This is a genomic window from Mycoplasmopsis agalactiae PG2, from assembly GCF_000063605.1.
In the GTDB taxonomy this organism is placed as follows: domain Bacteria; phylum Bacillota_I; class Bacilli_A; order Mycoplasmatales; family Metamycoplasmataceae; genus Mycoplasmopsis; species Mycoplasmopsis agalactiae.
The window spans coordinates 320982-336426 of sequence record NC_009497.1 but is presented as its reverse complement, the minus strand read 5'-3'; the positions used below and the strand labels follow the sequence as shown (position 1 = coordinate 336426).

Below are 15445 nucleotides of genomic sequence, written 5' to 3'. Positions count from 1 at the left end.
TATAAAACAGTCATTTTGGCTGGTTTATGTGTAATTTTATCTAGTTGAGGTTGATAAATCATTAAACTTGAATTGTGTTGGAATGTTCTCTTTTTCAAATCCATTTTGGAATAAGTTAGTTTTGTGTTCTTTTCCATTTTTAGGATATTTTTTCTTAAGCTCATCCCTATATGAATTCTTTTGACCGGCAGCCCCGCCATATATTAAGTCATATGCTGGTAATTTGTACTCACCAAAAAGGCCTTGATAATCATAACCATATGATCTAAATGCTGCTGCTAAACCTGTTTTAGCTGAATTATTTGCAGTATGGAATACAGCTATTAATTCATTATTTTTGTTTCTTACACTTGAGCCTGAAGCTCCACCAGAAGGAACATACGATCTAGGCATTATGTGTAAACCATAGTTAAAGTAGCTTTTTCCATTAATTGAGTATAGTTCATTTCCAGTTCTACTTGCTGCTAAAAATCCATCAGTTAAACCAGGTTTATCAGTAAATGAACGATAACCTATTTCATAAGATAAAAACTCACCTCTTTCCAAGTTTTCTTTTGGATGATTTGAAGGAGCACCTTCTTGTGAAGATACATTTTTATAGTATTTTTCATCAGCATTAATTCACATTGAAAAGTTAGTTTTAACAACTTTTTGTTGATCTTCATCAATATAGTTTTCTAGGAAATAGTCACCTGTTGATGAAGGATAACCAAGAATGTATAAGCTATCTAAAGCATTAAATTTCTTAACTTCTTCTGACTTTTTAGTATCAAGAATTATAGGTCTGTCAATTTTGCTATAGTCTTTAAGATATGAATCTGCTCTAAATTTAACATGTTTGTCAGTTTTAGATTGGTAATTGTTAGTAATTCATTTGACAATGTCTTCTGTACTTTTACTTGAATAATTAGAAGTAAGATTTTTGCCATTAGATATTGCGCTGAAATTTTGATCTTTATTATTGTTTAGGATTTTCTCAAAGTCAATTTCAATAACTGCAAAGTCCATAAATTCTTCGACACCCTTGAACTTCTCTTTTTGTGAAGATTCTAAAAAGTCATATGGCTTACTGTCTAAAAAGTCAGTCGCTTGGAAAATAACATTTATTGCGCCTTTTTCAACATTATCAAAAAGGAATCTGGTAAATCTATCATCTAAATCATTAAGTCTAAAATGTGAGCCAACTCCGACATTTTCATTCATTCTTGACATAGAAAATTTAGTTGTTTTATCAGTTAGACCTTTAGCAACGTGTGAGTTAGTACCAAAATAAAATTTAGTTGCGCCTTTGCCATTATCAGGAATCATAAAGTCCATTAGTCACATTGTTCCTGAAACAGATGAATATGTTCTTCCTTCGCTTTTTAGTTGCCTATAGTTTTCTATATGCTTTTCAATTTCTTTTTTTAATTCATCATTAGTTATGTTTTCAAGTCTGCTGTTTTCTTTTTGAAAATCATCATCAAGTTTTTTTCTTCTGTCTTGAAAACTTTGCTCTAATCCTCTTAGTGCTTCTTTGCTTAGACTCTTTTTTTCTAATTCTAATTGATAAACATCAGTTTCATAATTTGCTTTAAGATTAGCCCTGTCTTTTGCTGTGAATGAATTTATCTGATCTCTGTTTCAATTTGTAATCTGATTTTTTAAGTTTTCAGCTTGCTTAATTTCATCATCAAAATCTTTTAAGGTTGTAAATGAAACTTGAAAAGTTTGCTCAGCAATAGTTTTGTAAGTTTCATTTAATAGTGTTCTAGCTAAACCACTTGATCTATAAATGTTTCTGCCGATTGTATCAATTGGAGATGGACCTTTTGACATTTCTGGCGCATCATAAACTTTAAGCTTGGGATTGTTGTCACCATTTTCATAAACCGGAATAGTAAATCCTTTTAATGCAGCATTTTCATAAGAATCAAAATTCACTAATTTGGCTGTTTCATTGAACTTTTTGACTTGTTCATCAGTTGTTGATATGCTTCTAAAACTCTTAAAGTCTACTTCCTTGCCTGTGCTACGACTTAGCATACCTTTAAGCTGATTAATATACTCGTTATTATCTTTTTTGAATCTTTCTGCTTGTGTTTTATTATGATAATCAAGATACCCTTGTTTTCCACCAATAGCTGCAAGTGAATCTCCTGATAATCTGCCATTATGATCAGCTCCAACAGAATTATTTGCTAGCCCTTTAAGAGTAAAGTTTTTATAAATTTCCTTACTTGTACTTTTGTTTGTAAAACTTACATAAACACTAACTTCACCTTTAATATTAGATATATTCCTTGAAGTATCTTTTTCAGTTGATGCTCCTTGAACTTTAACAATAATGCTTTCTGAATATTTATCTTTAACACTAATTTTTAGATTTCCAGGGTTTTCTTCAATTTCAGTTGGCAATGTTTTATCTAAAGATTTGCTTTGGCCAAAGTTTGCACTAAAAGATAATGATGCAAGATCATTTAAATCATTTGTTTCATTAACTAATTTTTCAAATTCGCTATCACTAAGTAAAGTTATTTTCTTCTCTTCTTTAGAATCCTTTTTTGAATCATTATTACACTTAGCAGCTATTAATAATGCTGGCAAAAGCATTGAAGATGAGCATAATAGCAAAGTTTTCTTTAGTTTTTTCATAAATTAATTTCCTTTTAAAAAGTAAATTCTATGTATATGTTATATTGCCGTCACTGTTTTCAACTTTATAGCCTAAATTAATTAATTGATCTCTTAATTCAGTTGCATTTTCTGGAACTTTAATACTTTTAGTTGACTTAAGTTTTTCATTGTATTCAAAAAACTTAGATAAGTTTCATATAGCTTGTGAATCTAATTTATTAGAATCGCTTATTCTAATTGAATCAGTTATATCGCCATTACTAAACATAATTTTTGGCTTAGAGTACTGATCCATAGCATCAGTTGCAAAGTGTTCAAAACTTGCATGAGTTAGTTCATCTGAAGAAATTTCAAATGAAGAATTATTATTAAATAAAGTCAGCCTTCTGATTTTTCTAGGGGTATTATTTGGATTAACTACGTAATTAAACACTAAGTTTCTTAGTGATTTAATCTCTTCTATTCTAGAAAAATCAATGCCCATTGGATAACTATTATTACCTTCATTATGATCAGGATTTAGTCCTGGGCCTAGTCCTGCTTGGAAAAATGGTTCATTGTTTCTTGCAAAATATACCATTCTTAATCCATCGTTAATTCGCTCAAATGATTTATTTGCAAAGTCTTCTTTATCAAAAGCAATTGTGTCAAAAGTAATTCTTGTTGGTATTGCTACATTAGGTAAAAAGTCTCTGCTTACATTGTAATCAACTGTATTAATTCACTCAGTTTTTCTTAATGCTAAAGGATTGAATGATCATTTATGAAGCAATGAATTACCTAATGTATAGAGCGACAATTCTTTAATGTATTTGTTTTCTAGCGCAATTAAACTACTTGTATTTGTAGCTTCAGCTGAAAAGAATAATTCTAATTGTGGAATGTTGTCTGGAAGCGCTAAAAGAATGTTCTTAAATGCTTGACTTGGATCACTAGAACCCATATTTTTAATTCTGTATGAAGTAACTTGCACTTTGTCATTTTTAAGCTTATTTATAAGATCTAAAGTCTTACCATAGCCTGATTGATTAGCGGCGTCAATCTCAACAACTAATCCTTCATTAAGTGCACCAGGACTATTATCTGTTTTTTCTCTAGTGAGCTTAGTTAATTTAATTCCATCAGCACTGCTTACATTATATTTACTATATTCAGGTTTATTTGTAACATCTTCTTTTCTTCAGTCTTCATATGAGCCTTCTCAGACACTATCAGGTGATCTACCATATGGTGAATCGTAGCCAAAAACTCTTCTTTCGCGGTTGTCTCTTGAAACTCTTGAAGTTACTGTGTTAAATTGATCATCAGGTGCAAAACCATGTGAGCTAATTGTTCCATCTTCATTGATAATAGCCGATCTAGGTGAAATTGCAAGTCCTTGACTTAAGAATGCTTCAGCATCTTTAGCTAACTTAGTAAACTTAGTTTTATCTAAATGGTTAATAAGTCAAATGTTTCTTTGAATTTCAGAATCAAACTTCTTTGAAGGGTATTCTTGTTTGCCTTTTTCAGTTAAAAAGTTTATTACATTTTTACTGTTTAGCAGTCTTTCATAACGATGGACATTGTCTCTATAAACTCCAATATTTTGCCTTACAACTGCTTCAGCAGAAGCTAGATCACTACTACTAGTAAAAATGTTTTCAAGCGTTTTGAAAAATGTACCAGCAAATAATCCTGTGCCGTCTTTTCCATCAAGTGCATTGCTTATAGACTTATCTCTTAATTCTTGAGTTACTTCAACATTAAGTACTCTACTTACGATTATATTTTGGTAAGGATTTATGTTGTTTATTTGTCTATCCATATCATGTTTAGAAACGGGTCTATCTGGAGTTACTTCAATAGTTGCTTTAACCTTAACACCGTGAATAACAATTTCTTTTGTAATTACATTCGGTTTAGCAATTAATGGTTCAGATCTTTCAGGAGTTACTGTTGTTCTATTTATTTCATGAGCTGAGCTATTTTCACTAATTGTTTCAGGTGTTTTAGGAGCTACTTCTTCAGCTGGATTAATAATTTTAGGTTTAGTATTTTCAATTACATTATTATCTTTAATTGAATCAGTAGATTTACTAATGTTGTTTTTATTATTTGCTACCTGTGCATCTGTTGAGTTATTAAAAAGTATTCTTGACAAATTTGAATCAGAGTTAGATGAATAAACAACTGCACCAGTTGATGCAGAAATAACTGCTCCTGTAGCAAGTGAAAAAATAATTACTCTGTTTTTCTTTTTCTTAAATACGTTCATAACTAGCTCCATTTAAAGATATAGCAACATAAAAAATAAAAATCAAGCATATTATATATGCCTGATTAGTTTAACAATAGCCAGGGGCATATATATATATATATATCACCAGCTAAATATTGAAAATAAAAAAGTAAATTGATTGGAAATTATTCCACATTTTGGTTTCATATGCTAAATTAGCTACAAAAACTACTGTTTTATGAGATCATAAAATTGTTCTTCATTTATGACTTTTGTGCCTGTTTTATAGGCTTTTTCTAACTTACTTCCTGCATCAGAACCAGCTAATAAATAACTAGTTTTGCTTGATATTGCACTGGAAACGTTTCCACTGTGTTCTTCTATTAGTTTTACAAAATGACTTCTTGGCTCAGATAAGACCCCAGTTATAACGAAAGTATAGCCGCTTAAAATAGTACTTATAACTTTTGCTTTGCCCTCATAATTAAAAATTGCATCCAAAAAAGCTAGTAAATCTTGGTTTGCTGGGCTTGAAATAAATTCAATTAAGCTCTCAATTATTTTAGGACCAATATTTTTAGTATTTTGCAGTTTTAATAAATTATGATCATCTAGTAGTTCTGCAAAATTAGCATAATTATCAGCAATTAATTTAGCAGCTCTTTGCCCTATATGTTTAATGCCTAAAGCAAATATAACTTTGCTAAATTTTTTATTTTTTGCACTTTCAATGCTATTTAAAATGTTATCAACCTTTAAGTCTCTATATCTTGGGAGTTTAATTAGCTCAGCTCTATACTTGTGTAAGTCAAAAATATCTTTAATATTTTTTATAAATTTAGGATAAAAATCCTTAACAGTGCTTAAGCCTAAGCCAACAATATTAAGACAGTTTCTAGAAGCAAAATGATAAATATTATTAATATTTTTATCAGGACACTCATCATTAGTGCAAAACTGATCAACAATGCCTTCAAATTCAACCAATTGTGAGCCACAAGAAGGACAGTTTGTGGCTTTTTTATAGTAATCTACGTAATTTTTCTCTTCTTTTAAGCTTATAACCTTAGGTATTATTTCGCCTGCTTTTATAATATTAACTTCATCATTAATATTGATGTTCATATCCTTAATAAAATTATGATTATGCAATGTAGCAGCTTTAACTGTAGTTTGATTTAATAACACAGGCAAAATGTTTGCAATATAAGTAATTTTTCCAGTTCTGCCAACCGAAGTTAATATGTCAGTTATTCTACTTGATGCTACTTCAACATCATATTTAAAAGCAATTGAGTGCTTAGGGAACTTGGAAGTTTTGCCTAATTTATCCCACATTTGTAAATCATTAAGCTTAATGACCAATCCATCTGCGTCATAGTCTAATTTGTTTTTTATTTCAGCAAAATCACTAATAGATTCTTCTAATTCTTCAATTTCTACAACTTTTGAAAAAGGATTAGTTGGGAAATCTAAATTTTTCATAAATTCAAGCGCTTCATGTTGATAATAAATACCATGCTTTTCTGGCTCAACTATTTCATATAAAAATGCACTAAGATTTCTTTCTGCAACAATATTAGCATCTAATTGCCTCAAAGTGCCACTAGCAGCGTTTCTTGCATTAGCAAAATTATTGCTTTCATTTATTTTTTTAAAATCATTCTTAGTTATAAAAACTTCGCCACGCACTTCTAGATCATTAAAGTAATTAATAAGCTTAGGAATTGATTTAATTTGGTAAATGTTTTCAGTAACATCTTCTCCTTCAGAGCCATCTCCTCTAGTGGCTGCTTTGACCAGTTTGCCTTGTTTATAGCGCAAAGCGATGCTTAGCCCATCAATTTTAGGTTCAATATTAAAGTTTATATTTTCAGTCGGTACAATTTTTGAAATATTGTTTATAAAGCTATTAATATCATCATAGTTATAGGCTTTAGCTAAAGATAACATAGGTTTTTGGTACACAAATTTAGTAAATTTTTCAGAAGCAAAAGAGCCAATTCTAAAAGTTGGGCTGTTACTAAGAATTAAATCAGGATGCTCTTTTTCTAATTTTTCTAGCTCTAGTAAAGCTTTATCGTATTCCAAATCAGAAACGCTGGGCTTATTTAATTGATAATATTCATAATTTCATTGATTTATTTTTTCAACTAATGACTTAATTAACTCTTTTGCTTCTTCTTTTTGCATCATTTCTCCCAAAATAAAATGTTTTTTAAGCGTTTTAGATATCTTTAAATATTGTATTTAATTAATGGATTTTGAATTATAAATATATAATTTTAATATCTTTGCTTATTAAATAATTTAACAAAAAGGGGGGACTTATGAGTAATTTTAATTTAATACTTTCAAGAGAAAAATTCAATCATCAAAAGTATGCTCCTGTCAAAGGAATTGTTAAAGCTAAATTAAATGAATATTATGCTGAAAAGAAAAATAGTAGAAAAATTAACCTTGCAACAGTTGGAGCTTATGTAAGTATTCCACTATTTATCATTGCAGTTATTTTGCTGCTTTCATCAGTTGCAATATCTTTTGTAGTTATCTTTAAAACTGGCAATAGTTGACTACTACAACCAGATCATTTTCGCCCTTTACTAGCTTCACTTTATAGCTTGGCTTTTGTATTTTTAATAGCTTGATGTATTCTTTATCCAATAGTTTTTAATGCTAGAGTGTTTTTAAAAAGGGACATTGTAGCTAGTGTTAATAATAGAGAATTAACTGACCATTTACTTGATTATATTGGACTAAAACCATTATATAAAAATGACGAAAGTGGCAATAAAATAGTCAATTTTGCAAATATTAGCTTCTTTAAAAACACATCTAATTTCAAAAACTTAAGCAAGTTTAATGTCATTAACAATAAATATGAAATGTATGAAGCTGTTTCAAATAAACAACTTATTAGAATGCAAAACATTGAATTTAGAAGCGAAGAGTGAATTAAGATTAATGATTTAAGTAACAAAGAAATAAAGAAATTAAAGAGCGCTAAATCACTTATTTATAAAGACAAAATTCAAAAAATAGAAAACAAACTTTACTTCGGCATTGCAGCTAAATTACTAAATTTAAATAAAAATGTTAGCCTAACTCTTTTTGATGAACTAAATAATTACACTCCTGAAGGCTTTAAAAAAGTTGAAGTAAAAGATGAATTCATGTCTCTAAACATTAATTCAGAAGAGCCTTCATTAATGCAAAAATGAGCAAGCGACACAAACAATTTATCATACCTTAGTGACTTAAAAAATGAATTTGACAGCATTGCTATAAATAGCTCTATAAGCCTTAAAAACAGTCGTAAAGATAAATCTTTTGCTAAAGATTTGGCAATCTTAATTAAAAATCAAGAAGCTTTTATTTGATTCAAAACTCCTACTCAATTGTTAGATTTATACTTCAAAACACCTACATTAAATAAAGAAACGGTAACTGAATTAATTGTTAATAAAATTTTAGATGAGTTTTACTTAGTTTACCTTTCATTAATGTTTTTAGCTCCTTTTGGCTATGATAATGTAGTTTCTATAAGTGAAAATGAAGCCAAAGATGAATCATCAAACTAAATAGCCTTGCGCTATTTTTTTTATTAAACACAACAAGCAGGCCATCTAAAAGTCTATAATATAAGTAATATACAATAGTTTATAATTTATTGTACTTTTAATACATTAAAATAGGTTAATTAGGAGCGAAATGGCTAAATTTAAAAGAGTTTTCATGATAGTTACTGATGGTTTAGGCATTGGACCAGATAAAGATCAAAAAAAATTCGGTGATGCAGGGGCAAACACATTATATTCTGCATCACTTAGTTCAATGTTTTTCATTGACACATGAAAAAAATTAGGTATTGGTAATGTTGCACAATTAGAAGGAAATTACCACACTAAAAGTCCGCTTGCTTATGTATCAAGAATTCAAGAAGTTTCAAATGCTAAAGATACATTAGCAGGTCACTGAGAAATGATGGGAATTAAAACTGAAGTGCCTTTCCCTACATTTACCGAAACAGGCTTTCCAGCAGACTTGATTGCTGAATTAGAAAAAGCTTTTGACAACAGAAAAATAATTTGCAATAAAGCTGGTTCAGGTACTGAAATAATTGATCAATACGCTGAAGAACAAAAGCAAAATGGTAGCATAATTGTTTATACTTCAAACGATTCAGTGCTTCAAATTGCCGCTCATGAAGAGTGAATTGGTTTAGATAACTTATACAAATATGGTAAGGCAGCTAGAGAAATTTGTTCATCTAAGCCTGAGTGAAACGTTGGTAGAATTATTGTTCGTCCTTTTGTCGGTGAAAATGGCAAATATACTAGAACATTTAACAGACATGACTATGCAAATGCACCAGAACCAATGATTTTAAATAAATTGCAAGAAGCAGGAATTGAAGTTATTGCTATAGGTAAAATAAATGATATTTTTGTAGGACAAGGCATTTCAAGAGCAATTCACTCTAGCGGTGATGCTGATGGCATGGACAAGGCTATTGAACTTGCTCAATTAGATGAAGAAAACAAATTTATTTTTGTCAACCTAGTACAATTTGACTCACACTATGGTCACCGTAGAGATGTTGATGGCTTTGCATCAAATGTTGCTACATTAGATTCAAAACTTGGCAAACTAATACAAGTGATGAAAAAAGATGACTTGTTAATCATGACTAGTGACCATGGTAATGACCCTGCTTATCCAGGCTTTAACCACACACGTGAAATGCTACCTTTAACTATTTATTCAAAAATGTTTAAAGAACCAAGAGTTTTAAATGATGTTACAGGATTGGGCACTACTGGAAACATTGTAGCCCGTAATTTTGGAGTTGAAACTGTTTCATTAACAGGTGAAGATATTTTTGATAAATTAGTTTAATAAACAAAAAAAGCAAAAGTAATTTTATGCAAAATTCTTTTGCTTTTTTTATAATTATTTATACATTACTTTTTTAAAGCAGGTGTTTTTGATGAATTTTACAAAAGAAATTAAGCTTGAAATATTGAATAAAAAAAGAAATAATGATGATGCTAGTGAATTTTTAAGAGGTTATATATATTCAAAATGCATTATTGAAAATGATATTATCAAGCTTAGAATTTATGACAATTTGACCAAAAGCACTGTTTTAAAGAGCTTAAATAAAATTGGCATACAATATGAAAAAAATTCTATTGTTTTAATTAACAAAAATGATTTTTCATTAGTGGAAGAATTTAGCTATCCTTCTTCATTTTTTCAAGGTGTTTTTGTTGGTAATGGATCAATTAGTAACCTTAATAATTCGTCATACCACTTGCAAATTGCTTCAAATTATGAACAATTCATTGATGTTATAATCAATAAACTCAATGAATATGACTTTAATTTTGTCAAAATCAAACACAATAAAAAATTTATAGCTTACATTAAAAAACACGAAAAAATAAGTGATTTTTTAAAGGCTATTTCAGTCACTACATCATTTTTTAATTTCATGGATAACACTATAAGTAGAGACTTTTTTAATAACACTAATAGACTAAGAAACATTGACGCTTCAAATATAAATAAAATAGTAAATGCAAATAGTAAATACATTAAAAATATCAATTTAATGCGTGAACTAAATCTCGAAAATAACTTCAGTGCTGAGCAACTAAAACTCTTTAATCTTATTAAAGAAAACCCAAATGAGAGTTTGTCTTCTATAGCTTATTTATACACCTTAAGGGAAAATAAAGAGATTACCAAAAGCGGCATATATCACTGGCTTAAAAAATTAGAAAAAGTTACTGGTAAAAATAGAAATAAATAGCAGTTTTTCAAAAGATAGGCAAATTAAAAATCGCCCTGTGGCGGTTTTAATTTTTTTAATTATTATTAAGCAGCTACAGCTTCTTTTTTAGCTTTTTCAGCAGGTGCTTGAGCTGTATTTGCTGAAGCAGCAGGTGCTAAAACACGAATTTTATCCTTTGTATAAGGAATTAAAGCCATAAAACGTGCTCTTTTAATAGCGTTTGCAACTTTTCTTTGGTGTCTAGCACATGTTCCTGTTGAAACATGAGGTTTGATTTGACCAATACCTGAAATAAATTTTGTTATAAATTCAACATTTTTGTAGTCAACATATTCAATGTTGGTTTCACACAATTCACACTTACGTCTTAAGTTTCTGCCTTTTTTAACTTTTTTAAAATTAGCCATTATTATTCTCCTATTAATTTAGTCTTCAATAATTGATTCAGCAGTTGGGATGTCATTATCAGTAATTACTTGTGCACTATCTAATTTAGAGTTTTCAGCAACATTTTTATTGCTTTTTGAAAGCACACTAATTTCTTGAACATTTACATAAGTTAGTTTGACTGAAGTTCCTGCCTTGTTTTTAAATCTGTAAAGACTTAAGTAGCCTTCTAAGGATACTAATGTTCCTTTAGAAACATTTTTAACAATAAAATCAGCAACATTTTCTTTTGCAATAATGTCAATAAATTCGACAACATTATTTGCATTATTAGGCTTTTTTACAGCTATTGAAGTTTTAATTGAACTAGCTCCATTTTGCATTTTGCTTAGCTTAATATCACTAGCTATTCTGCCAACTAATAACACCTTATTCATTATTTATCTCCAACTTTTGAAATGAATTTAAAAATAGTTAGTTACTTTTCTTAACTTCTTTTTTAAAAGAAGGCTTTGCTTTGTGTGACATTGTTTTTTCTAAGTTTTCAATTAGTTGTTTAACACCTGTACCTTTGTTAGCAACTTTAGCATCCTTAGCAATTCTGTGTTTGAATGCTTTCTTCGATCTTTGAAAACCTTTTTCAGTATCTAAATTTATAACCATTTGTCTTCAAATGAATTTAGCGATATTTGCTCTACGAGTAAATTCAGCAATTAATTCACTTTTAGCTTCAAGTGTGTAAACTACATATTGAGCTTTTGATGATTTGTTAATTGGGTAAGCTAAAGTAGAATTTTCTAATTTAACTACTTTATTTATGTTTTTTTTGTCAAAAACTGATTCAACAATTTCGTTAGCCATTGCCATATCGATTGCTGGATCAATAATTAACATAATTTCATACTTATTCATTAATAAAAATCTCCTTTTGGACATCTGGATCATAACTTATGATCAAGGAGTATTTGAAAAATAACTTAAAAAAGTTATTTAGTCTATATAAAATACTCATTGTTTATTATATAAGAAAAATATTTTTACATAAGCATATTTATTTTATTGCTAAATTAACCAATAAGGCTGTTTTATAGTAATAAAAGTCAATTAAGGCTTTTAAAAATCAAATTAATTTTGTTATCGCTTCCTAAAACATATGAAAAATATTTTTTCCACATTTGATTTATTAATATATTAATAAATAAGAAATATGATATTAAAATTTTAATTTTATATGAAATTTTAAAGTATATACTTTCCATAATTATGAGTTATAAATTGGTAATTGTTGAATCACCAAATAAAGTGGAGACTATAAAAAAATATCTTGGAGAAAATTATAATGTAATGGCTTCAGTCGGCCATATTGCAAGATTAAGCAAAAAAGGATCAATGGGCTTAGGCATTGATATGAGTAAATGAGAGCCCGAATTCGAAATTGATCCAGCTAAAAAAGAGATTGTAAAGCAGCTAAAAACTGCTGTAAAGGATGCTGATTTTGTATATATAGCAACTGACCCTGATCGTGAAGGCGAAGCTATTGGTGATCATTTAGTTAAGTATTTAAAATGTAAAGAAGGCAAATTTGCCAGAATTAAATACAATGAAATAACTAAAGATGCTATTTTATATTCAGTTGAAAATCCAACTCAGTTAGATCAAAATTTAATTGATGCACAAAAAACTAGAAGAATGCTTGACAGAATAATTGGTTTTAGATTAAGCCAATTAATGCAAAAAAAGTTATCTAACTCTCCTGCTACTCCTTCAGCAGGTAGAGTGCAATCAATTGCGCTTAAATTAGTAGTTGATAGAGAAAAAGAAATTGAAAATTTTGTGCCTAGAGGATATTATTCAATTGAAGCTTTAATTTCTGATTCACTAACAGCAGAAATTTATATGCCTAAGCATATTGCAGCTGAAAAAACCTGAGTGTTTCCTGATGAGTTAGAGTCTGTTAAAAAGAGTATTGATATTTTGCCAAGTAATATTTTGGTAGTTAAAGATATAAAAGAGTCTAAAAAAACATTACCAGCACTTACTCCTTTTAAACAAGCAGCTTTATATAAAAAGAGTCCATTTAGCTCATCTATTACTCAAGCTTCATTGCAAAGACTTTATGAAGGTTTTGGTGATGGCAGTTTAATTAGTTACCCACGTACTGATAGCACTAGATTAAGTCACACTTTTGTTAATGCAACTAAAAACTATATTTCAATTAAGTATGGCGATGAATATGTTTTGGACAAAGTTAAAGGTTTTAAAGGTGACCAAGATGCTCACGAAGCTATTAGGCCTACCGATATAACGCTATTGCCTGATGAAGCTAAAAATAAGTATGATTTGAATAATTATGATTATCAAATTTATAAATTAATTTATGAACACACGCTTATGTGTTTAATTACTCCACCACTAAGAGCTAATAAAACATATAAGTTTGCTAAAGATAAATTAGAGTTTAGACTAAATGTAAGTTGAGTGCTTTTTGATGGCTATTATATAGTAAAAGGCGAGATGAATGAAAGTGTCGATCCTGACTATAAAATAGGTCAATTGGTAAGTGTTAGAGAGTTTGTAATTGAAGGCAAAGAAACTAATCCGCCTGCTAGATATTCTGAAGGTTCTTTAATTGAAAAACTAGATGATATTAAAGTTGGTCGTCCTTCAACATTTGCTACAACTGTTAAAATTATTTTAAACAGAGAATATGTAAGGTCAGAAAATGCTGCATTAGTACCTACTGATTTTGGTAAATTAATTTTAGAAAAACTAATTCAAGACTTTCCAGATATTATTAACGAAGGCTATACAGCAGAAGTTGAAAATCAATTAGATCTTATTGCAACTAATAAAATATCTGTTGCCCCCGTAATGGAAGACTTTTATAGTAAGTTTAAAAACAATTATGAAAGCGCTTCTCAAAACTTAGATCATACATCAATGAGCTTGCAAAAAATTGATGAATCTTGTCCTAATGATAATGGTAATTTAGTTATCAGAAGAAATAAAAGAGGCGATAAATTTATCGCTTGCGATAATTTTCCTAAGTGTAACTTTACAAAAAGTTATGATGATGGAAGCAATAAAAAGAGATTTTTCAGAAGGAAAGCTAAATAATATAAAACAAAGTAATTTTACTTAAATGCCTGTTTTATAGGTTTATAATACTATTTCAAATTTATATAATAAAACCCACAGATAAGGCCTGTGAGTTTTTGAATAACCTTTTAATTAGCTTAAAAATTAATAAGGCGAAAAGTAAAACTTATTTTGTTGCGTCAATGAAAATCTTCATTGCCTTGTTATCAGATGCATTTAAGAAAGTGTCATATGCACTCATAATATCAGATAAGTTAAATCTGTGAGTAATTAATCCTTGCACAGGTAGTTTTCCTGTTGAAACTGCATTAATTAGCATTGGAAGTGTGTTTGTGTTTACTAATCCGGTTGTAACTGTAATGTTTTTAATTCATAAATCTTGAACATTGAAGTCAACTTTTTTGCCATGAACTCCAACAACTGAAATATTTCCGCTGGCTTTAACAATTTTTTGACATGTGTCTCATGATGAAGGCACACCAACTGCTTCAATAGCAACGTCAACGCCATCTTGGCCGACAATTTCTTGTAATTTAGTTAATAATGATTCATCAGGCACTAAAGTGTGAGTTGCGCCTAATTTTTTAGCCATTTCTAAACGGTTTTTGTCAAAATCGATCACAATTAAGTGTGCTGGTGAATATAACTGAGCTGTTAATAATGCCCCCATACCAACTGGTCCAGCTCCAACAATTGCTACTGATTTACCAGGAGCAACAGCGCCATATTGCACGCCAATTTCATGACCTGTTGGAAGTGCGTCAGATAACATAACAGCCACTTCATCAGAAATTGATTCAGGATATTTATATAAACTATTATCAGCAAATGGAACTCTTACATATTCAGCCTGTGTTCCATTAATCATATAACCGAATTTTCAACCACCTTCAGCTTCTCTACAGTGTGAGTATAATTGTTTTCTACAATTGTCACATTTACCGCAAGGTGTAACACAACCAATTAAAACTTTGTCTCCTACTTTAACATTTGAAACGCTTGAACCTACTTCTTCAACAATTCCAATGCCTTCATGACCTAAAATTCTACCGTCAGCAACTTCAGGATTTTTACCTTTATAAATACCTAAGTCTGTACCACAAATAGTTGTTTTAGTCACTTTCACTATTGCATCTGTTGGCTTTTGAATAATTGGCCTATCAACAGTTTCTAAGGCAATCTTGTGATCGCCATGATAAACTAAAGCTTTCATTTTCATAATTAAATAACCTCTAAAATAATTGTTTGTAATTATGATACATTTTTTATGTCATATTTGCCAATGAATAAGCGCTTTTGGTCATTTTAGTGGAAAATTGCAT

General features: G+C 29.5%; 11 protein-coding genes. 4 read left to right on the top strand and 7 right to left on the bottom strand.

Going from position 1 to position 15445, the window contains the following annotated elements:
- Nucleotides 1-36: 36 nt before the first annotated feature.
- The 3 genes from mip to ligA all read right to left on the bottom strand — a co-directional run bounded on the left by mip (nt 37) and on the right by ligA (nt 7030).
- Entirely contained in the window at nt 37-2634 is a 2598-nt protein-coding gene (gene mip, locus MAG_RS01485; protein ID WP_011949460.1) for an Ig-specific serine endopeptidase MIP, read from the bottom strand.
- Between the two features lie 28 nt (nt 2635-2662).
- A complete protein-coding gene (locus MAG_RS01480; protein ID WP_011949459.1) occupies nt 2663-4873 on the bottom strand; it encodes a putative immunoglobulin-blocking virulence protein in 2211 nt (736 codons plus the stop codon).
- 192 nt (nt 4874-5065) lie between these two features.
- Complete coding sequence (gene ligA, locus MAG_RS01475; protein WP_011949458.1) at nt 5066-7030, bottom strand: NAD-dependent DNA ligase LigA; 1965 nt, start codon at nt 7028-7030, stop codon at nt 5066-5068.
- Nucleotides 7031-7167: 137 nt separating this feature from the next.
- Here ligA and MAG_RS01470 point away from each other — a divergent pair, with 137 nt between their 5' ends.
- The 3 genes from MAG_RS01470 to whiA all read left to right on the top strand — a co-directional run bounded on the left by MAG_RS01470 (nt 7168) and on the right by whiA (nt 10655).
- On the top strand, nt 7168-8418 hold the full coding sequence (locus tag MAG_RS01470) for an MAG2810 family protein (RefSeq protein ID WP_011949457.1): 1251 nt from the start codon (nt 7168-7170) through the stop codon (nt 8416-8418).
- A gap of 130 nt (nt 8419-8548) precedes the next feature.
- Nucleotides 8549-9736: a phosphopentomutase gene (locus MAG_RS01465; RefSeq protein ID WP_011949456.1), complete on the top strand. Its 1188-nt coding sequence runs from the start codon at nt 8549-8551 to the stop codon at nt 9734-9736.
- A 91-nt stretch (nt 9737-9827) separates the two neighbouring features.
- Nucleotides 9828-10655 (top strand): DNA-binding protein WhiA, encoded by an 828-nt coding sequence (gene whiA / locus MAG_RS01460; RefSeq protein ID WP_011949455.1) that lies wholly within the window; start codon nt 9828-9830, stop codon nt 10653-10655.
- Between the two features lie 65 nt (nt 10656-10720).
- On the opposite strand, the gene rpsR is transcribed toward whiA, so the two are convergent.
- The 3 genes from rpsR to rpsF are packed head-to-tail and all read right to left on the bottom strand — an operon-like array spanning nt 10721 to nt 11936.
- On the bottom strand, nt 10721-11044 hold the full coding sequence (rpsR, locus tag MAG_RS01455) for a 30S ribosomal protein S18 (protein ID WP_011949454.1): 324 nt from the start codon (nt 11042-11044) through the stop codon (nt 10721-10723).
- An 18-nt stretch (nt 11045-11062) separates the two neighbouring features.
- A complete protein-coding gene (locus MAG_RS01450; RefSeq protein WP_011949453.1) occupies nt 11063-11461 on the bottom strand; it encodes a single-stranded DNA-binding protein in 399 nt (132 codons plus the stop codon).
- A gap of 37 nt (nt 11462-11498) precedes the next feature.
- Entirely contained in the window at nt 11499-11936 is a 438-nt protein-coding gene (rpsF, locus tag MAG_RS01445) for a 30S ribosomal protein S6 (RefSeq protein WP_011949452.1), read from the bottom strand.
- Nucleotides 11937-12287: 351 nt separating this feature from the next.
- Between rpsF and topA the strand changes: the two genes are divergently transcribed.
- Nucleotides 12288-14141, top strand: coding sequence for a type I DNA topoisomerase (gene topA, locus MAG_RS01440; protein WP_011949451.1), 1854 nt, complete (start codon nt 12288-12290; stop codon nt 14139-14141).
- Between the two features lie 148 nt (nt 14142-14289).
- Here the strand turns inward: topA and MAG_RS01435 are convergent, their stop codons facing one another.
- Nucleotides 14290-15342: a zinc-dependent alcohol dehydrogenase family protein gene (locus tag MAG_RS01435; protein WP_237687820.1), complete on the bottom strand. Its 1053-nt coding sequence runs from the start codon at nt 15340-15342 to the stop codon at nt 14290-14292.
- Between the last annotated feature and the right edge of the window lie 103 nt (nt 15343-15445).